Origin of the sequence: Pectobacterium sp. CFBP8739, assembly GCF_013449375.1 — a bacterium.
Classification (GTDB): Bacteria; Pseudomonadota; Gammaproteobacteria; order Enterobacterales; family Enterobacteriaceae; genus Pectobacterium.
The window spans coordinates 1-20,696 of sequence record NZ_JACDRR010000019.1 but is presented as its reverse complement, the minus strand read 5'-3'; the positions used below and the strand labels follow the sequence as shown (position 1 = coordinate 20,696).

General features: G+C 57.1%; 9 protein-coding genes and 1 pseudogene. 7 read left to right on the top strand and 3 right to left on the bottom strand.

Annotated features, from left to right (window positions below; genetic code table 11):
- Positions 1–8: 8 nt before the first annotated feature.
- On the bottom strand, positions 9–1,271 hold the full coding sequence (locus tag H0247_RS14060) for an MFS transporter (RefSeq protein ID WP_255433977.1): 1,263 nt from the start codon (positions 1,269–1,271) through the stop codon (positions 9–11).
- A 331-nt stretch (positions 1,272–1,602) separates the two neighbouring features.
- Here H0247_RS14060 and H0247_RS14055 point away from each other — a divergent pair, with 331 nt between their 5' ends.
- From H0247_RS14055 to H0247_RS14025, 7 genes are read left to right on the top strand one after another with little or no spacing between them, the layout of a single operon-like run.
- Positions 1,603–2,799 (top strand): isochorismate synthase MenF, encoded by a 1,197-nt coding sequence (locus tag H0247_RS14055; protein WP_180743099.1) that lies wholly within the window; start codon positions 1,603–1,605, stop codon positions 2,797–2,799.
- Positions 2,796–4,424, top strand: a complete 1,629-nt coding sequence (locus tag H0247_RS14050) for a (2,3-dihydroxybenzoyl)adenylate synthase (RefSeq protein ID WP_180743098.1) — start codon at positions 2,796–2,798, stop codon at positions 4,422–4,424. The genes H0247_RS14055 and H0247_RS14050 overlap by 4 nt, the downstream gene beginning before the upstream one ends.
- Before the next feature lie 26 nt (positions 4,425–4,450).
- Positions 4,451–5,326 carry an isochorismatase gene (locus H0247_RS14045; protein ID WP_180743097.1) on the top strand — a complete coding sequence of 292 codons (876 nt, stop codon included), beginning with the start codon at positions 4,451–4,453 and terminating at the stop codon, positions 5,324–5,326.
- A complete protein-coding gene (locus H0247_RS14040) occupies positions 5,323–8,466 on the top strand; it encodes a non-ribosomal peptide synthetase (RefSeq protein ID WP_180743096.1) in 3,144 nt (1,047 codons plus the stop codon). The genes H0247_RS14045 and H0247_RS14040 overlap by 4 nt, the downstream gene beginning before the upstream one ends.
- Positions 8,467–8,471: 5 nt before the next feature.
- Positions 8,472–9,242: a 2,3-dihydro-2,3-dihydroxybenzoate dehydrogenase gene (gene dhbA, locus H0247_RS14035; protein ID WP_180743095.1), complete on the top strand. Its 771-nt coding sequence runs from the start codon at positions 8,472–8,474 to the stop codon at positions 9,240–9,242.
- 22 nt (positions 9,243–9,264) lie between these two features.
- Positions 9,265–15,615 carry a non-ribosomal peptide synthetase gene (locus tag H0247_RS14030; RefSeq protein ID WP_180743094.1) on the top strand — a complete coding sequence of 2,117 codons (6,351 nt, stop codon included), beginning with the start codon at positions 9,265–9,267 and terminating at the stop codon, positions 15,613–15,615.
- Complete coding sequence (locus H0247_RS14025) at positions 15,612–17,714, top strand: amino acid adenylation domain-containing protein (RefSeq protein WP_180743093.1); 2,103 nt, start codon at positions 15,612–15,614, stop codon at positions 17,712–17,714. The genes H0247_RS14030 and H0247_RS14025 overlap by 4 nt, the downstream gene beginning before the upstream one ends.
- Positions 17,715–18,130: 416 nt before the next feature.
- Here H0247_RS14025 and H0247_RS14020 read toward each other — a convergent pair whose 3' ends face one another.
- Entirely contained in the window at positions 18,131–20,212 is a 2,082-nt protein-coding gene (locus H0247_RS14020; RefSeq protein WP_180743092.1) for a DUF4034 domain-containing protein, read from the bottom strand.
- A gap of 326 nt (positions 20,213–20,538) precedes the next feature.
- Positions 20,539–20,696 (bottom strand): annotated as a pseudogene (locus H0247_RS14015) (Arm DNA-binding domain-containing protein); the annotation flags it as partial.

The window sequence follows — 20,696 nt, the reverse complement described above, 5'->3', positions numbered from 1 at the left end:
TGATCGGTTTATTGCCCCGTAGCCTGTGCCGTTTGGCGTGCGGCCATCTTTCGGCTGCGTTCAGCCAACTGCGGAATTAGGTGCAGGGTCAGCAGCATAGCGGCCAGCGCAAATACGGCGCTGGCGATAGCCAACTGCGAGAATCCGTCAATTTTCCCCTCAAGGGAGGTGCTCAGATAAGCGGCAGAAGCGACGCTGGCAAGCCCGGATGCCACGTTGGCCGCAGTGCCCTGATAGGACATAAACGCGGCGCGCTGATGCGGCAGCGGAATGCCGGCGGTAATTGCCAGCGTGCTGCTGGAGCGGGCTGCGCTGAGCGCCATGAACAGGGTGAACACCAGATACAGGGAAAGCGAAAAAGGCAAAACGAAACCGCAGAGGATCACAACGGCCAGCAGCAGCGTCGTCACCACGATCGTCCGACTGGCATACCCTCGATCCAGCAGGTTGCCGCACAACTGCATGGTTACCATGCTGGCCAGCCCGCCGCAGAGATAAAGCAGGGAAATATCATCCCGCGGGAATGCCAGATTGAACTGAAAGTAGTTGGAAAAATGGGGAATCAGCAGGAAATGGCCGAACATTTGTAGCGAAACCACCGTCAGCCCCAACAGGAAAAGTGGGGAGGCCAGCAGGTCGTGCAATACGGAAGTGGGGACTGTGCTGGGTGACGCGCTTGGTTGAGATCGGTGCGTCGGCGGCATGGAAGGAAAGAGCCACAGCACTAACAGCGCCAGCAGCAGGCCGCCGAGGCCGAAAATATAAAACGGAGCTTGCCAGTTAATACGGTGAGCTAACTCCAGCGACAGCGGCATGATGATAATGGCCGCGAGTGAAAAACTCATACCGACGTAGGCCAACTGCTTTCCACGCTCGTTGGCCGGCACGATATCGACCACCGCCGCCATCAACACGCCAGAGGCCGGTCCAGCGATGCAACCTGCCAGAATAAACAGCACTAAAAGATGGGTTTGGCTGGTGGCAAACATGCAGGCCGCCGTCAGGCTGAAGCGCAGCGTCAGCAGAACGATCAGAGCATGTTTACGGTTAAATCTGTCCAGATAAGGGGCGACGAGGAAACCGACAATGGCGGAGGCAAACGTTGCGCCGCCGCTAATGTAGCCGATGTTCTTGGCATCCATGGAAAGCGCGCTGATGAAATCGGGACCTAACGGCATCACCATCATCAGGCTGCCGAGGGAAAGCATGTTGATGAGCAGCGCCAGATGCACAACGGATCGGGTGTGCGGGCGGTACATGCTTTCATCCATGACGGTCTCACATTTAGACACAGTTAGTAAAATATTCGCGCAGTCTAGCGCAGCTTAATTTCCCTGACAATGAATGATAAGTATTTTCATTATCATCTGTGATGTGGGTTTTATAATCAATACATTCCTATTGCTAATCATTAACCGTTATGAAAGATGCCCAAAAAAATTGATTAACATCAATATAACCCCTATTTAGTGGGCGTGAATGAGCATTCTGTGGAAGGATTGACCGAACACGTTACTTCAGTGTAATTTAACTGCGCTTGATATAAATGATAATGATTTTAATAATCATTGGTATTTAATTTGCGAGCGCAGGAGCTGCCTTGTGGATACACTGATTACAGAAGCTGAAACATTTAGCGGGCTAACTTATTCGGAACAGACCGCTTTTTTATATGCATCGGAACACCGTAGCCTTTCAACTTCCGGCTTATTTGAACGTATTTCGTCCCCTGTTTGCGTTCCAGATTCGCACAATGATGGGCTGAGTTCTGCAATCGCGCAGGCGTTCCAGCGGGCGCGTCAGGCAGGGCAGTCGCTGCCTATTGTGGTGGGGGCGATTCCTTTTGATACCACGCAACCTTCTAGTCTCTATATCCCTGATAATTACACCGTTACGACGAAATCTGAACTCGTCAGTCGTGCTCGTAAGCAGACGGCGGCAGCACCTGCTGCACTCACGCTGAACAGCGTTCCAGACGAGGGTCAGTTCAAGTCTATCGTGGCGGAGGCCGTTGAGCGCTTCCGCCGCAGTGAACTGAGCAAAGCGGTACTGTCACGCATTCTGGACATTGAGCTGACGGGTCCGGTTAAGGCGCAAACGATCCTCAACAACCTGATGGTGCAGAACGCGGGTGGCTATCACTTCTCGCTGCCGCTGCCTGATGGTTCCATCTTACTGGGTGCTAGCCCAGAACTGCTGCTGCGTAAGCAGGGCAACGTCATTGTCTCCAACCCGCTGGCGGGATCGGCACGACGGATGAACGATGAACATCTGGATTACCTGAATAGCCAGCGCTTGCTGAATTCCAGCAAAGACAAGCACGAGCACAAGCTAGTGGTGGATGACATTCGTCAACGTCTGATGCCGCTGTGCGCGTCGTTAACGATTCCATCGGCACCTTCGCTGATGCACACCGCCTCCATGTGGCACTTATCTACCGCCATCAGCGGCGAACTGGTGAACCCAGAGATGACAGCGCTTCAGGTGGCCTGCCAGCTCCATCCTACCCCTGCACTGTGCGGCTTCCCCACGCAGGACGCGCGCCAGCTGATCGCCGAACTGGAACCGCACGATCGCGGCGTATTCAGCGGCATTGTCGGCTGGTGTGATGCCAACGGCGATGGCGAATGGGCGATAGCGATTCGCTGCGGCACCATCAAAAACAATAACGTCCGCCTGTTTGCCGGTGCGGGCATTGTTGAGGCGTCAGTCCCCGAGGAGGAATGGGCTGAAACTGCCGCCAAATTAAACACGATGCTGAATGCGTTTGGGCTTAACTCTGGTGTGGATGGACTATGAGCATTGAATTTACGCCCTGGCCAGAGGAACTGGCGCAGCGTTACCGCGACAAAGGGTACTGGGTCGGCTTGCCGTTAACGGATGCCTGGGAACGCCATTTGACGACGCAACCTGATGCCGTTGCGGTGGTGTGCGGCGAGCGCCAGTGGAGCTATCGCGAGCTGGATCGGCAATCTTCCGCGCTGGCATCGCGCCTGACGGAAAGCGGCCTGCGCTGTGGTGACACGGCATTGGTGCAGTTGCCGAACGTGGCTGAATTTTACCTGACCTTTTTCGCGTTGCTGAAAATGGGCGTCGCGCCAGTTAACGCGCTGTTCAGCCACAACAAGCTGGAATTGCTGTCATACGCCACGCAGATCGAACCGCGCTTACTGATCGCCTCGGCCGAGCACCCGCTGTTTGGCAACGGCGAGTTTCTGGATCGGCTACAGACGCAGGTTCCCCGCCTGCAAACGGTGGTGATGCTCGGCGACAGTCCGCTGGGGCACAGTCTGTCAGGCTGGTTGCAACCGCGCACTTCAGCCAGCCAGTATCAGCCTTCCGCGTCAGGGCAGGTTGCCTTCTTCCAGCTTTCTGGCGGCAGTACCGGTACGCCGAAGCTGATTCCCCGCACCCACGATGATTACTACTACAGCGTGCGCCGCAGCGTGGAAATCTGTGAGCTGACGCCACAAACCCGCTACCTGTGCGCGTTGCCCGCACCGCATAACTTCCCGTTAAGCTCGCCCGGTTCGCTCGGCGTGTTTTATGCCGGTGGACGCGTCGTGCTGGCACCGGATCCGGGGGCGATGACCTGTTTCCCGCTGATCGAACGCCATCAGATCGATATTACCTCGCTGGTGCCGCCCGCCGCCGCGCTGTGGATCCAGGCAGCCGAACAGTTTGGTGGCGCGCTGCGTAGCCTGAAGATCTTGCAGGTAGGCGGGGCAAAGCTGAGTGAAACCGTCGCCCGTCGTATTCCGGCGGTGTTGGGCTGTCAGCTACAGCAGGTGCTCGGCATGGCGGAAGGGCTGGTGAATTACACCCGACTGGACGACAGCGACGAGCACACTTTCACCACGCAGGGCTATCCGATGAGCCCGGACGATGAAGTTAAAGTGTTGGATATCGACGGTAATCCGGTGCCGAGAGGTGAAGCGGGTCTGCTGGCGACGCGCGGTCCGTATACCTTCCGCGGCTATTACCGTAGCCCGGAACACAACGCCCGCGCTTTTGATAGTGAAGGCTTCTACCACTCGGGCGATGTGGTGCAGATGACCGAGGATGGCTATCTGCGCGTGGTCGGGCGGGAAAAAGATCAGATTAACCGAGGCGGTGAAAAGATTGCCGCCGAAGAGATCGAAAATCTGTTGCTCAAGCATGATGGCATTCTTCATGCCGCGCTGGTGTCCATGCCCGATCCGATTATGGGCGAGAAGAGCTGCGCTTTTCTGGTGGTCAGCGATCCCGCGCTGAAAGCCATTACGTTGAGAAAATATCTTCGCAATCAGGGTATTGCTGAATTCAAACTGCCGGACCGCTTCGAGATGATCGACGCCTTGCCCGTTACGCCGGTCGGCAAGATTGATAAGAAATCACTCCGTCAGCGCATCCAGACCCAACTTAGCACTCAAAACCGAGCATAGTATTCAAAACCAATAAGGATTTTGTGATGGCAATCCCTTCTATTGCTTCTTATCCCCTGCCGCGCGCACAGGATTTCCCTGGGAACAAGGTTTCCTGGGCGTTTGAACCTGAGCGCGCGGTGCTGCTGATTCATGACATGCAAGACTATTTCGTGAATTTCTATGGTGCGGAAAGCCCGCTGGCGCAGCAGTTGATCGAGAACATTGTGGCGTTGCGAACCTACTGCAAAGCACAGGGGATTCCGGTGGTGTATACCGCGCAGCCGAACGCACAAAGCGCGGCCGACCGGGCACTGCTGAACGACATGTGGGGCGCAGGGCTGAATAATCATCCTGAAAAACAGCGCGTCGTGAGTGCGCTGGCACCGGATGAGCACGACACGGTGCTGGTGAAGTGGCGCTACAGCGCTTTTCACCGTTCGCCGCTGGAACCGATGATGAAGGAGATGGGTAAAGATCAGCTGATTATCTGCGGCGTTTACGGGCATATCGGCTGCATGATTACCGCGACGGATGCCTTCATGCGCGACATCAAGCCGTTCATGGTCGGCGATGCGGTGGCGGATTTCTCACTTCAGGAACACCAGATGGCGCTGAAATATGTGGCGACGCGCGCCGGACGGGTGGTTAGCACGGCAGAACTTACAGGAGAAAAAATGGCACAGGCACTGACAAAGCAAGCACTGAGAGCACACCTGCTGACCTTGATCGACGAAGATGAAGATCAATTCGATGAAGATGAAAACCTGATCGACTACGGTCTGGATTCGGTGCGCATGATGGCGCTGCTGACCGAATGGCGCAATCAAGGGGTCACGCTGAGCTTTGTCGATTTGGCGCGTAACCCCAGCCTGAATGCCTGGTGGGCGCTGATTGAAAAACAGCAGGGAGCCGCATCATGAAACCGTTGAGCGTTGCGCAGCGCGGGCTGTGGTTAGGCCATGCCCTGAATGATGATAAAGCGACGTTCAACACGGCGGAGTGCATCGCGTTTGATGGCAAAGTCGATATCGAAGCCATGCTGAGTGCGATCCGTCAGGCGGTCATGGAGTGCGAGTGCCTGTACTGCCAGTTTGTTGAGGTTGCGGGTGAACAGGCCGAGCAGCCAGAGATCGGCTTTGTGGCCTCACAGCTGCCAGTGCCGATTGACGTGCTGCCGATTAGTGAACTGTTGCCTGCACCGATGACGGATGAAGAGCAGACGATACGCCAGTGGGCGCGTGAGGAAATCGCCCAGCCGCTGGATCTGCTGAACGGATTACCCTGCCGCTTTGCGCTGCTGTGCGGTGAAAATCGCGATTTTCTCTACAGCTGCGTGCACCACATTGCGCTGGACGGTTTTGGCACGACGATGCTGTTTCAACGCATCGCCCAGATCTATACCGCGCTGACGGCGGGGCAACCCGTGGCGGTGGCGGAGTTCGGCCCGTTCAGCGAGGTACTGGAAGAAGAACAGCAGCGCGATGCCAGCGGGCAGACGGTACAGTCGCGTGATTTCTGGCTGGAAACGTTGAACGCGATGCCGGAACCGACCAGCTTCAGCGAAAAGAAAGCACCTATCGCGGCGCGGTTTTTGCGCCAGAGCAGCGTGTTGCCAGCGGATATCTGGCAGCCTCTGATGGCGCTGTGTGAAGGCAACAAAATCAGCTGGCCGGATCTGTTTTTAGCGATGCTGGCGACGCACCTAAAACTGGTGTCTGACAGCGACCGACTGACGTTAGGCATGATGGTAATGAACCGTATCGGCTCTGCCTCGCTGACGGTGCCGAGCATGCAGATGAATATTGTGCCGCTGTGCATTCAGGTGGATGAGCAGGCGGACTTTGTCACACTGGCGCAGCAGGTGGCTCGCACCAAACGTACGCTGCGTCGGCATCAACATTATCGCTATGAGCACTTACGGCGCGATCTGAACCGCGTCGGCGGTGAGCAGCGGCTTTTCGGCCCACTGATCAATATCATGCCGTTCGATCATCCGCTCAGCTACGGATCGCTGTCGTCCAGCACGCTGAATCTCAGCGCCGGGCCAGTAGAAGATCTGACGATCGAGATCCATTTCAAACCCGATGGCACACCGGTATTGGACTTTGATGCCAACCCAGCCTGTTACAGCGCAGAAGCGCTCGCCAGCCTGCAAGAAACGCTGTTCACGCTGCTTCAACGCTGGCTAGCACAGCCGCAGCAAACCAGTGGTGAGCTGTTGGGAAACTGGCTGCGTGAAGAGCGTGAGCTGGCGTTGCTCACCAGCCGCGAGCCTGAGCCGTTCGTTGAACCCGTTCTGACGGCGATCGCCAAACAGGCGCGTAAAAACCCGAATCATCCGGCGCTGACACAGCGCGACCGGCAGTATAGCTATCAGCAACTGCTGGATCTGAGCGGCCAGGCCGCCGCGGCGCTGCATGAACGCGGCGTTCAGACCGGTGAGCGCATCGGTGTCATGCTGAACCGCAGTCCGGAAGCCCTCATTTGCCTGCTGGCCGTGATGCAGTGCGGCGCGGTGTATGTACCGCTCGACCCTGAACAGCCGCACGAACGTCAGCAGCACATCATCCAGATTGCCGGGTTACGCACGATTGTGACGCAGGCGGACTACCAGCATCGGCTGGCGTCGGTCTTTTCCGGCGAAATCGTTCTGGCGGGGCATCTTCTGTCATCCAACACACAGGCCGCCGCACTGCCGCCTGCGGAAGCGAGAGACGGGCAGATTGCCTATATTATGTTCACCTCAGGATCGACCGGATTGCCGAAAGGGGTAGAGATCGGTGTCAGCGCACTGGATTACTTCATCGCAGCGGCACGCCAGCGCTATGGCCTGCGCGCGGCGGATCGCGTGTTGCAATTTGCCCCGTTTAACTTTGATGCCAGCATTGAAGAGATCTTTGCCACGCTGACCAGCGGTGCAACGCTGGTGCTGCGCACCGATGAGATGCTGGAGTCGATTCCGACCTTTGTCGAACAGGTTGAAGAACAGGCGATTACCCTGCTCGATCTGCCGACGGCATTCTGGAATGAATGGGTCGTGGCGCTGAAAACCGGCGCACTGACCCTGCCTTCCGCACTGCGCGCCATCATCATCGGGGGTGAAGCGGTGTACCCCGAACAACTGGTGCAGTGGCAACGCCATGCGCCGGATACGCTGCGCTTAATTAACACCTATGGCCCAACGGAAACCACGGTAGTCGCGACCAGCTGCGATCTGCAAACGCAGTCTGCCGATGTTGCGCAGCTTCCTATCGGTCTGCCGTTGGCGGGGGTCAACGCGCTGATTCTGGCGGCGGGCGACCGCCCTGCGGCGGAAGGGGAACTAGTGCTGCTGGGGCCAACGCTGGCGGCGGGTTACATCGGTACAGAACACACGGCGTTTACGCAAATAGCGGTGGGCGATCGGGAGCTTCCGGCTTACCGCACGGGTGACAGAGTACGGCTGGAAAAAGGACAGCTGCTGTACCTCGGGCGCATGGATAACGAGTTTAAAATCAGTGGCTACCGGATCCAGCCTGGGGAAGTCGAAGCCCATCTGCTGGCGCAGCCGGACGTCGATGAAGCCTGTGTTCAAGGCATTGTTTACCCCAACGGCGTGCGGCGTCTGGTGGCGTTTATCGCCACGAAAGTAGGCGAGATCGATGCCCGTACGCTGAAACAGCGTCTGGGCAGCGTGTTACCGCCGGCGATGATCCCGACCGATTACCGTGCCTTCCTCCAGTTGCCGAAAACCGGCTCCAACAAGGTCGACCGCAAGCGTCTGCTGGCGGAATACCGCGATGAGGCTCCAGTGCGGATGTTAGCCAGCGAAACCGAAAATCGGGTCAGCGCCATTTGGCAGCAGGTCCTCGGCGTGTCGGGGATCCAATCGCGGGATAACTTCTTCGAGCTGGGTGGACAGTCGTTGCAGACCATCCAGATCGTCAACCGTCTGGCCGCCGAGTTTTCCGTCAGCATCAAGGTGTCTGATGTGTTCGATCATCCTCAGCTCAGCGACTTCTGCCGCTATCTGGACGACAGGCTGTCACAGGACGAAAACAGCGTGGAAATGGTGTGGTAGGGAAAATGATGAACAAAGCACAACCTCTTCAGTTTGATTTCAGCGGCAAGACCGTCTGGGTCACCGGTGCGGCGAGCGGTATTGGCGAAAGCATTGCCCGCCAGTTCGTTGCGCTGGGCGCGAATGTGGTCGGTTTCGACCGCGCATTCCGACATGACGATCATCCGTTTCGCTGTGTGACGCTGGATATCAGCGAGCCGGACAGCGTGGCGACGGTCTGTCGCCAGCAGTTGGCAGAAACGGGGCTCGACGTGCTGGTCAACGCCGCCGGGATTCTGCGCCTGGGCGACATCGACGCGCTGAACGTGGACGACTGGCACCAGAGCATCAACGTCAACGCCTCTGGCGCGTTCTACCTGTTAAACACACTGGTTCCACATTTCAAGCAGCAGCGCCGCGGGGCGATTGTCTGCGTCGGCTCCAATGCCGCGCATGTTCCCCGTATGCAGATGGCGGCGTACTGTGCCTCGAAAGCGGCGCTCACCAGTCTGTCTCACTGTGCCGGTCTGGAACTGGCGCCTTACGGCGTGCGTTGCAATCTGGTGTCGCCGGGATCGACGGACACGCCGATGCAGCGTGGCATGTGGCACAGCGCCGATGCCGAGCAGCGCACTATCGCGGGCTTTCCTGACCAGTACAAACTGGGAATCCCGCTGGGCAAGATCGCTCAGCCGGACGAGATCGCCAATACCGTGGTTTTTCTGGCTTCCGATCTGGCCAGCCACATCACCATGCAGGATGTGGTGGTGGACGGTGGGGCAACGCTGACGGCCTGATTTGCTGAGAGAGTGACAAGTCATGAAAGATATCGTAACGCTGTTAAAGCAGTTGGAACGGCAGGGTGTCCGTCTGGCGTTAAATGCGCAGGGGCAGTTGATTTCGCAGTCCAGCAAAGACGCGATCACGCCAGAGATTGGGCGCACGATTAAGGAAAACAAAGACGCCATCGTCCGCTGCCTGACGGCACAGCAGGCGTTTGAACGCCCCATCACGCCGCAGAATGCGACGTCCGGCCCGCTGTCGTCATCACAGAGCGGACTATGGTTTATCGAGCAGTACGAAGAGCAATCACACCTCTACAATATGCCGGTCTATTTTCGTCTGACCGGCCCGCTGGATGTGGCGGCGCTGGAGTTTGCCTTTGACGCGCTGGCGCAGCGCCATGCCAGCTTGCGAACCCGTTTTGTGGTCAATGAACAGGGCAAGGGCGAACAGCGTATCGATGCCTATCAACCGTTTGTGATACAGCATGATGATTTCTCATCGTTGCCGGAAGCGGAACGGGAAGCACGCTTGCAGCAGCAGGTGAAAGCGGAAATCAGCCGCCCGTTCGATCTCACTGCGGGCAATCTCACCCGCGTGCGGTTGGTGAAAATGAGCGAACGGGTGCACATTTTGATGATCACCCAGCACCATATTATTTCCGATGGCTGGTCGGTGAAGAATCTATTTGCGGATTTCAAACCGGCTTTTCTGGCTTGTCAAAACCGCCAGCCTTACCCCGTCGAGCCTACTCAGCTTAACTATATCGACTACGCACACTGGTTCAATTCCGACTCATTTCTGGATTACCACAACGAGTTCAAACCGTTCTGGGTTGAGCGGCTGACGGGGATTCCTGAAGTACACAGCTTGCCGTTGGATAAACCGCGCCCGGCACACCAGAACAGCGGCGGTGAGGTGATCTTCTCCGCGATCAACAACGATCTGTGGGATAAATTTAAACGCCTGTGTCAGCGCTACAATACCTCTAACTTCATTGGCCTGCATGCGGTGTTCTCCCTAATGCTAGCGCGCATCAGCGGTGAAAAAGACATCGTCATTGGTTCGCCGCTGGCCTACCGCGAACGACCGGATATCGAAGATGTCGTCGGCTTCTTCGTTAACACCATCGTGCTGCGCACTCAGTTACAGGACAGCCAGCGTTTCGTGGATTACCTGCAATATTGCCGCGAGCAGGATCTGTCGGCCTTCGATCATCAACTTTACCGTTTTGAAGCGCTGAGCGAGGCGATCGGTTCCGATCGCACCACCGCGATCAACCCGATCTTCCAGGTAATGCTGGTGTATCAGGCTAAAGTGGATTTCAACGATCTGATTCCTGGCTGTGATGCAGCGGAAGAAACCTCGCCGGTACTGCCCGCCAAGACCGATATCTCGGTCAAGGTGACGGAGTTGATGGGCGAGGTGCGGCTGGACTGGCTGTTTGCCACTGCACTGTTTGAGCGCCAGACGATCCAGTATTACGCCGATCGTTTTATCCGGCTGATTGAGGCCGTGGTTGAGGCTCCGGAAACTGACGTCTGGCATCTGCCGCTGATGGAAGCGGATCGCTTTGCAGCCGTGTTGGCGGAAAGTCAGCAACTGCCGCGTAGCTATCCGCAGCCACAGCTGACGGTAACCGACGTGATTGAAGCCATCGCCCAGCGCGATCCTCAGCAACTGGCGATAGCCTTTGACGGCGAACAGCGCACGGATACGCTGACGTACGCTGAGCTGAACAGGCAGTCGAATCAGCTGGCGCACTGGCTGCACCGTCAGGGGCTGGGTGAACAATCGCTGGTCGGCGTGCTGGCGAAACGCGATCGTTATTTTGTCATTGCGCTGCTGGCCGTCTGGAAAGCAGGAGCCGCCTATGTGCCGCTGGATCCCGATTATCCGCTGGAGCGGCTGCGCCACATCATTACCGATGCCAATCTTGCCGTGATTCTTGGCGGCGATGGGCAACAGCTGACGCAGTGGTCTGCCGAACAACGTATCGATCTGGCCGATCCTGCGGTTGTCGCGCTGTGGCACGATCTACCGGGCGATGAACCGCCAGCCATTCCGCGCCATGCACAACAGCTGGCGCAGGTGATCTACACTTCGGGATCGACCGGTCTGCCGAAGGGCGTGATGATCGAACACGGTTCGCTGATCAATCTGCTGGACGATCATCGCGATCGCATCGCGTTCACGCCGCAAAGCACGATGTTCAACTGCATGTCGCTCTCGTTTGACGCCGGTAACATGACGACGCTGCTGCCGCTGAGCAGTGGTGGCACGCTGGCGTTTGGCGAACCTAACGATCGGGCGATTGTGCAGGCCGAACAGGCGGGCGCGACGCACCTGATCCTGCCGACGGCGCTAATGTCGATTCTCGATCCGAAGCAGGTTAACGGTATTCAAGCCATTGGTATGGGCGGTGAAGCCTGTCCGAACGCGGTGGTGGATAACTGGGCCGACAAAGTCGCGCTGTACAACATGTACGGGCCGACGGAATGTACCGTCACCGCATTGAGCACCCGCTTGCGTAAAGGTCAGCCCGTCACCATCGGTCAACCCATCGCTCATATTCAGGCGCTGATTTTGGACGCTGCCGGGCAACTGTGTCCGGCGGGCGTGCCGGGCGAGCTGTGCCTTGCGGGGCTTGGGCTGGCGCGTGGCTACCTCAACCAACCGCAGATGACCGCCAGCCGCTTTGAACACATCACGCTGAACGATGTGAACCATACCGGACAAGGTACAGCGACGCTGCGCATTTATCGCACGGGTGATAAGGCCAGGCTGTTGAACAACGGTGACTATGAATATTGTGGCCGTATTGATGAGCAGATTAAGCTGCGCGGCTACCGCATTGAGCTGGGTGAAATTGAGGCACAGCTGGCGGTGGTATGTCCGTCTTTGAAACAGGTTAAAGTCATCGTGGCTCAGGTGGGGAACCGTCCGGCGCTGGTTGCCTATGGCACGGTGAACGCTGACAGCAGCGCGCCGGAACCTGCCGCCGTGCTGATTGATGTGGCGAAGCACCTGCCGGAATACATGGTGCCGTTCCGGCTGATTTTGCTGGAAGTCATGCCGCTGACGCCAAACGGCAAGCTCGATACGAAACAGCTGCCGCCGGTGCTGGAGGCAAGTGAAGGCGATGGTGAAGCCGATAACCCGCTGGAAGCGGACGTACTGGCGATTTGGCGCAGCGTGCTGAATACGCCGCTGGGCGTGGAGGATGATTTTTTCCGCTTAGGCGGCGATTCGATCCTCAGTATTCAACTGACGACGCGCCTGCGCAGCGCGGGCTATGTCTGCACGGTGAAAGACGTTTTCGAAGCAAAAAGCGTGCGGCGTTTGTGTCGCGTGCTGGCACAGAATAACCGTGACACCGGAATGGTGGCGGAGCAGGGCACGCTGGAAGGCGAATTCGCGCTGTTGCCGATTCAGCGCTGGTTTATGGAACAGCCGCTGGCACGTCCTGAACATTGGAATCAGGCGGCGATGATTCAACTGCCTGACGTGGATACCGAACGCCTGACCACGATGTTGCGGGCGCTGATAGCGCAACATGACGCGCTGCGTCTGGCCTGTGATGCCGACGGGCAGCGTTATCTGACGGAAGTGTCTTGTGCGGTGTCGGAGCTGGATTATCGTCAGCTCGGTGATGACGGCCTGCAACAGGCGTTTACCGCGTTGCAGCGTGAATTCGATCCCGTTCAGGGAAGAACGATGGCCTGTGCACTGGTGCGTCACCATCCGCAGGCGGACACGGCGGTGTTCCTTGCTTTCCACCATCTGGTGATTGATGCCGTGTCGTGGCGCATTCTGGTGGACGACCTGGAACGGCTTTACCTCGGTGAACCGCTGTTGCCGAAAACGTCGAGCTATCGCCAGTGGGGCACGGCGCTGCACCACTACGCTACGCAACATGCAGAACAGTTAGCGTACTGGCAGGCGCAGGAAGACGGAGGGGTTCAGACGGCGCTGCTGGCAGCGAAAGATCCGCAAGGCCATGGCAGTGCGGCGATGCTGACGCTGGATGCCGAAACCACCGGCCAACTGGTGAGCGAGGCCAACCGCGCCTTTAATACCGACGTCAGCGATCTGTTGCTGGTAGCGCTGACCCGTACGCTAAACGATCTCGGCTGGGGTGACAAAGCCCGCATCATGCTGGAAGGGCACGGTCGTGAAGCGATTGATCCGACGCTGGATGTCAGCCGCACGGTCGGGTGGTTTACCAGCACCTATCCGGTGTGTCTGCAAGATCGGTCTGACTGGGCTTCCCTGATTAAATCCAGCAAGGAACAACTGCGTCAGGTGCCGGACAAAGGCGTCGGGTTTAACCCACTGCGCTACCATCATCCGCAGGGCGCTTCACTCACGCTGTCGCCGATTGTGTTCAACTATCTTGGGCTGTCGGTTCAGGCGGCTGGCGTGTGGCGTCCGGTGGATGTCGCGCCGGGAAGCTGCGTTGCGCCGCAGAATAAACCGGTGGAGATAATCAGCCTCCACGGCGGTATTGCGGGCGGGCAACTCACGTTGCGTCAGGTCGGCTGCCTCAATCAGCATGACAGTGATCGCCTGATGGTGCGGCTGACGGAAAATATCCGCGCGCTGACGGCAGCCTGTCTGGACCAACTGAGCCGCGGCACCGTCTTTACTCCCAGCGATTTCCCTGCGGTTATGCTGAGCCAGACACAGCTCGACAGCCTGTCGCAGCGTTATGATATCGACACGCTGTTGCCGATGTCGTCGCTCCAGCAGTCGATGTTGTATCACCGTCTGCGTTGCCCGCAGGACGATGCCTATCATCTGCAAACGCCGATTCGCTATGCGCAGGCGCTGGATGTGGAAGGTTATCGTCAGGCATGGCAGCGTCAGATTCAGCGGTTCCCGGCACTGCGTGCCGCGCTGGAAAGCGAGTGTGCCAGCGTGCAGGTGATTGTGACGCAGGCAGAACTGCCTTTCCACTATCAGGATGTGGCACATGAGGCCGATCCGCACGCGGCTATCGAACGCTATCGCCAGCAGGATTTACGCAACGGATTTGATTTGTCGCAACCGCCGCTGTTGCGCATCGCCTGTTTCCGCGTGGGTGAACAGGATTATCGGGTACTGCTGAGCTGTCACCACAGCATCATTGATGGCTGGAGCGGCCCACAGCTGCTGGGCGCGGTACACCGTGATTATCAGACATTAATGCACGGTGAAACATTTATACATGGCGAAACATCCGCGATTCAGGTGGATCGCGCCTATGTGGATTATGCGCTGCACGCCGTGGCGCAGCAGCCCGCCGTTGAGGCTTTCTGGCAGCAGCGTCAGCCACTGCTAGTGCAGACAAACGATGTGGCCGTGCTGTTTGCGGCGGCAGGCAGACGTGCCGATCTCAGCCAGCATCTGACACAGATTGAACCGCAGGTTACCAGCGTGAGTTTGAGCGAGCAGGAGCAGGCTGCACTCATTGCCTTTGCCCGTGAGGTGGGCGTCACGCATAGCATTATCACGCAATACGCCTGGCACCGGCTGCTGGCGCGCTCGACCGGCGATGCGGTCAGTATTGTCGGGAACGTGCTGTCGGGCAGGGAAAGTCCCGTAGAGGACGTGGCGAGTAGCGTGGGTCTCTACATCAACAGCCTGCCGCTAGCGCTGAGCTGGCAGCAGCCGGTATCGCTACAACAGCATCTGGTGCAGTTGCAGAATGAGCTGATGGCGATGAATCAGCATGCTACACAGTCGCTGATTGCGCTGACGGCTGGACGCTCGCGTCTGTTCAATAGTCTGTTCGTTTATGAAAACTACCCTGTTAATGAAAATCGGCCCGGAGCAAAGGAGGATCAAGGTGAACGTGCTGACGACCCGCATCGGCTATCTCCCGAATTCTCCGCTGCTTATGAAAAAGTCGAGATGCCGCTGAATCTGGTGGTGTGTGAGCAGGCGGGTTGCATGTTGCTGCGCTTCGAGTTTGACGCTGATGTGCTGGACAGTGCGCAGGCGCGTCGGGTGCTGATGCGCTGGCATGACGAAGTGGTAGCGCTGATCAATAGTGCGCCGCAGCAGCCAGCCGAGATGATCGGGCATGAGAAAGCGACAGGCTCGGGGGGTGCGCAGAAAACGGTGGCAGATAGCGGTATTAGCCAGCCGGATACGCCGTCAGCCCAGTCGCTGTTGCGCGTGTGGGCGCAGACGCTGCATCTCGCTGAATCCGGTCTCTGGTCGCAGACGCTGTGTGAAAGTGGCGTCGATTCGCTCCAGCGTATTGCGCTGGCACAGGCGTTAAGCCGTGCGTTAGCGCAGCCGGTGAGTGTGGCGTTATTACAACGCTATCCGTCACCGCAGGCACTGAGCGGATATCTGGCACAGTCGAAGGTGACCGCCAATGAGGAAACACGGTCATGACAAAGAGCGATGAAGCGGTGGTGAACCCACTGGCAGAGATTCAGCAGCCCACGGCCTTCGGGCAGCGGGTAGGTGCCGCGCACGGTGAACAGCGGCACAGCAGTGAGCTGCCTCGACAATATCCCACGCCGCTGGTGAGCGCGGCATGGAGCTGGTTGCTGTACAAATACAGCGGTGAAGAGCAGGTGTGTGGCGCGTTCGTCACGTCCGATCTCCCCGATCATGTAAGACCGCTGATCGCGCATTTTCACCAGCGCGATCGTCTGGTGAGCGAGTGGATCACAGCAGTGGGATCGTTTTGCGATCCGCAGTCTGCGCCAGAGATTCCGGCAGCTGGCACGCAGCATACGCTGTTTAGCAGCCTGCTGATCGTGGGGGAAATGGCATCGTTACCTGCCGTAGCTCAGAATGTGGCGCTCATCGTGCAGGTTCAGCACGATCGGGTCATTCTGACCGCGCCTGATGGGCAGTTTGATAACCATCAGCTACAGCGCATTGCCCGCCATTTTATTCAGCTACTCGAAGGCCTGCTGACACCGCGTTGGGAGCATCTGGCGCAGATTCGCCTCAGTCCGCGGGTGGCACCGCTACCTCACAGGGCGACGATGCCTGCTCTGCACGATGAACTGCTGGCGCGCCTTGCTCAGGATGCGCGTCAGGATCGCGTGGCCATGTGCTTTCAGGAGCGTGAAATCAGCTATCGGGAACTGCTACAGCGTGTGGTGCTGATTCAACAGGTGCTAGCTGCGCAGGGCATCACGGCTGGTCAGCGCGTGGGGCTGCATCTGAGCCGTCAGCCTGACACTGTGGCGGCGCTGCTGGCCTGCGTGTTTTCTCAGGTGGCGTTTGTGCCGCTGGAGCCGGATTTTCCGGGGGAACGCCTACAGGCGATTCAGCAGGAAGCGGCGTTGGCTGCGGTCTTACAGGACTGCTATACCGGCGGTTCGCTGGCGTTTGACTGCCCGATCCTGAACCTTGGTGATTTACCATATGCCGCCAGCGATGCCACCGCGAGCGTACAGTTGGCACGGACGGAGGGCGCGGAAACGGCGGCCTACATGATGTTTACTTCCGGTTCGACGGGAAAACCAAAAGGCGTCGTGATTGGTCAGCGGGCACTGCAAACCTTTATTCATGCCAGCGTAGAACGGCTGGCTTTAACGGATAAAGCCAGTTGGCTGCTGATTACCACGCTGGCGTTCGATATCTCCATGTTGGAGGTGTTTGGGCCGCTGTGGGTCGGCGGCGTGTTGCACCTGACCACGCATGAGGAATACAAAGATCCACAGGCGGTCGCGGCGTATTTACAGGTTCGACCTGAGATCAACGTATTGCAGGCCACGCCCGCGTTTTGGCGCATGATGTTCAAAACTGGCTGGCAGGGTAAACCCGATCTGGTGGCGCTGTGCGGCGGTGAAGCGCTGGATCTGCGACTGGCGCAGCGCCTGGTCAGCCGTTGTAAGACACTATGGAATTGCTATGGGCCAACCGAGGCGACGATCTGGTCGCAGATGGCGCAGATTGATAGCGCAACTCTGGAGAACCAGCACACGGTCGCGCTGGGTAACACGCTGGCGGGTTATCAGCATCTGGTGATCGACGACGATCGGCATCCGCTGGCGGAAGGAATGGTCGGCGAACTGTGCATTCTCGGTGAGGCGCTGAGCAGCGGGTACTGGCAGCGTGACGATCTGACGCAGGATCGTTTTATTCAGCAGGTGGAATCAGGACAGCGCATGTATCGCACTGGGGATAAAGTCCGGTTGCTGGCGGACGATCGTTATCAGTATCTTGGCCGCTTCGACGATCAGGTAAAATTGCGAGGATTTCGCATCGAACTCGGGGAAATCGAGGCTCAATTGAAACAGATCGAGCAGGTGCAGGATGCGGCTGTCAAACTTCAGGGTGAAGGGGATGACGCGGTGCTGGTCGGCTACGTGGAATATAAACCTGGCTCGGAGATGACTAAACTGGCGCTGCGCAAACAGTTGCATCAGTTCTTACCGGCTTACATGGTGCCAGGGCGCATTGTGGTGCTTGATAAGCTGCCGAAAACCGGCAGCGGTAAGGTCGATCGAAAACGGCTGACGGACGTCTGATAGTCAGTGGGGCAGCGGTGCTGCCCCAATAACATGATGCGGTTATTTCACCATGATAAGCGGCCTTTTAGTCACATTCTATGTGAACGCGGAGACGGTTTCGTGCGCCACAATACTGCTATTCTCATGCTACCCCGTAGCACGCGCCCGCACAGGGCGGCTCAGTTGCCGTCGCCCTGTGAACCCTGGCTTCCGGCTAAATTATGTCGCTGCGCGATGCCTTCGTCGGTATCAGGCTTAACGGACCGCTTGCGACACGTTCCATACGTGGCGCAAGCTTGAGCCGCGTCCATGCGGCTCATCCTAAACCTGCTCCCTCCTCAGCATAATTTCTTACGCCGGGTAACAGTCAACCCCCCAGTTTCGCCGCTATATTATTTGTATATAAAACAGCACAATGAGAGGGGGGTTGTGGGTTACTGGTGCTCCTGACGGGCGTCATCGCCAAACGTGATGGCGCGTCCACGCGCATCCATCTGCGCTTTATCGCGGTTGAAGCCCATTTTGGCGCGGACGCCGCCTAACATACCGCCCCGCTGATAGATTTCGTTCGCCCGATCGTGGTTGTACTGGCTATCAGGGGTGATTTCCAATGCGCGGTCGATCCACACTTTGGCCAGATAGCTATTCTGGGCGACGCCCGCCCCGTTACGGAAAGCATACGCGTAATAACCTGCCGCATAGTCGCGGTTTTCATCCATTTCGTCGTCCCATAATAGGGGGAGGACCTCATCAACACAGCGCTGCTGATCTTCAGGAATACCGCTAAACAGCAAGTGTGTACTCAACTCCCGTGCTGAACGTTCCCACACTTGTCTACTCAGGTTAGGGCTCCGCAGGACGCTGAACAACAATGTGCTCACTCGCTGATATTGCTCCGGCGTTAACGTGTCATTTTCATTGATTAGATTATAGGCAACGTTGTACATGCTAACGACATGGCCTTTCTCCGCCGACACCTCCTTCCAATAGCGTGATTTTTCGTGATCTTCATAAGGTGAAGGGTCGCGGCCGTGCATACGTGATAGATAACCGGAGTAGAGGTCACCGAGTGATGCCATGGAAGATACCTCGCCCCAGCTCGCCGCTTCGTGTAGCAGAAAGATCCCTGCCTCTTCGGAAACGGATTCGAACAAGTTAGCGGCCGCCTGACCGAAGTTTGTATCTGATTTCATGAAGCGACAACGTGCGAGCAGCGCATCGCTATCGAACTGACCCTGAGTGATACCATAGAAACCGAACTTGCTAGCGAGCGCCGCGATAGTGGTTTCATACGCTGAATCTGCCCACGCCTGACAGCGTTCCAGAAATTTTGGCATTAAATTAAAGCTATCTTCGATACCGGCAAAATTGATACAGCTTATTAACGTATCGAGTGCACCTTCATTTGGGTGTGATACTGGGAGATCAACCTGCCAGGCCTCAACCATCAGGTCATAGGCCAACTGCATATCGACTTTATTCCAGTGAATATCGCCATTTTCGTCCGTTCGCGCATAGGTACTGAGGAAGCTGGCATATTGGCGTAGTACCTTCGCGCGAACATCCGCATCAAGCTCGAGCGTCAGCAACCAGTCAAAGGTTTTCCGGCAGTAGGCCACACTCTCGGTGTCCTCTGCGTCAGGCAAAAGCACGTCATAGCCAATGTAGTCCCAGCACTGAGTCACGCGCAGGCTGTTACGTTCGGGCTCTGTCAGGGCTTCACACAGTGGCCCATCAATAAATTGCGTCATTGCCTCATGGCTGCCGCCCCAGCGTGGATACAGGAAGTAAACGCACTCTTTGCGAATTGCCAAATCCTGTGGGCGAATGGCTAGTGTGACGCGCAGCCAGTAGTTCATGGGATCTTCCCACTCGTGATCTTCTCTGTCTGGCAGTGAAACGGGTAATGCGACAGGAAGCTCAACAAGCGTTTGCGCACCTTCATTGCGCAAGTGCTCTAGACCCGCTTCCCACAGCGCGGGTTCCACCTGTGTCTGACGCTGTGCGTAGGTCAGCGGCTCACCGCCTTGCAGTAGGACACCCAGCCACTGTGGTTCGCCTAAATAGCAGGTCAGACGAAACAGCCGTGAAAAGGTCAGGGCAGGTCGCTGATGTAGCGCACTGGCACGCAGGTAAGCCGCCACGCCCAGATCGCGTGCCAGCTCAGCACCCATCCAGCGATCGTTTTCTACATATTCCCCGCCATTTGACGTACGAATTCGGGCTGCTGCATTTTCCCAATATTGCCCAGTCAGATAATTAGCGTGATAGCTCTTTGGGGATGCAGTCACCCATGCCTGCAAGTGAGAAAGGATATCGGCATCAGACAGCGCTGGGTCAAAGAGCGAATTAATGTGCCAAATATAGCTATAAGGCAGGTTAGGACCGTCCAGCCAAACCTGATGTTCTTGCTCTAGCAGGGTATCGAGCGCATCGAATTGATGTGTCGTGAACATCTCGCGTAACTGTGCGCGGCGCTTCACCAATGCGGTGAGTGATTCAGAAATTGATGTCATAGCGTAAATTCTTAGCCTGTTGTTGAGTCATCATGCCGACAGCATCGCGCGTGATCAGCGGCGTGTGCCGGCAAGATTTCGGGGGATTACTGTGTTGTATCTATTTGATAATGATTACAGTTATACCAACAAGCTGGTGTTTAGACATCGATATTTACATAAATGTAAATAACTATTTATAACGGTGTAAAAGGGGAGAGGAATTGGTGGGCTACGCTGATTGAGAACCATGATGATCTGGGTATGCAATGATTACGATGCCACGAGCCGACCTGCTGCTCGTCAAGTAGCACGCAGCAGGTTCCCGCCTTTGGCTGTGAATGTGGGGTTGCCAGCAGCTTACGCGCTGCATCGCGTTTTCCACGGGCTTCCGCTAGTGTAGTTTGCGGGTAGGGGCTAAAAGCCAGACGGTTTTCTTTACCGCCGAAACGGTAGCGGAAATACCATAGCTTAGCGCCGCTGGGTGATACCGTGAGGTACAGGC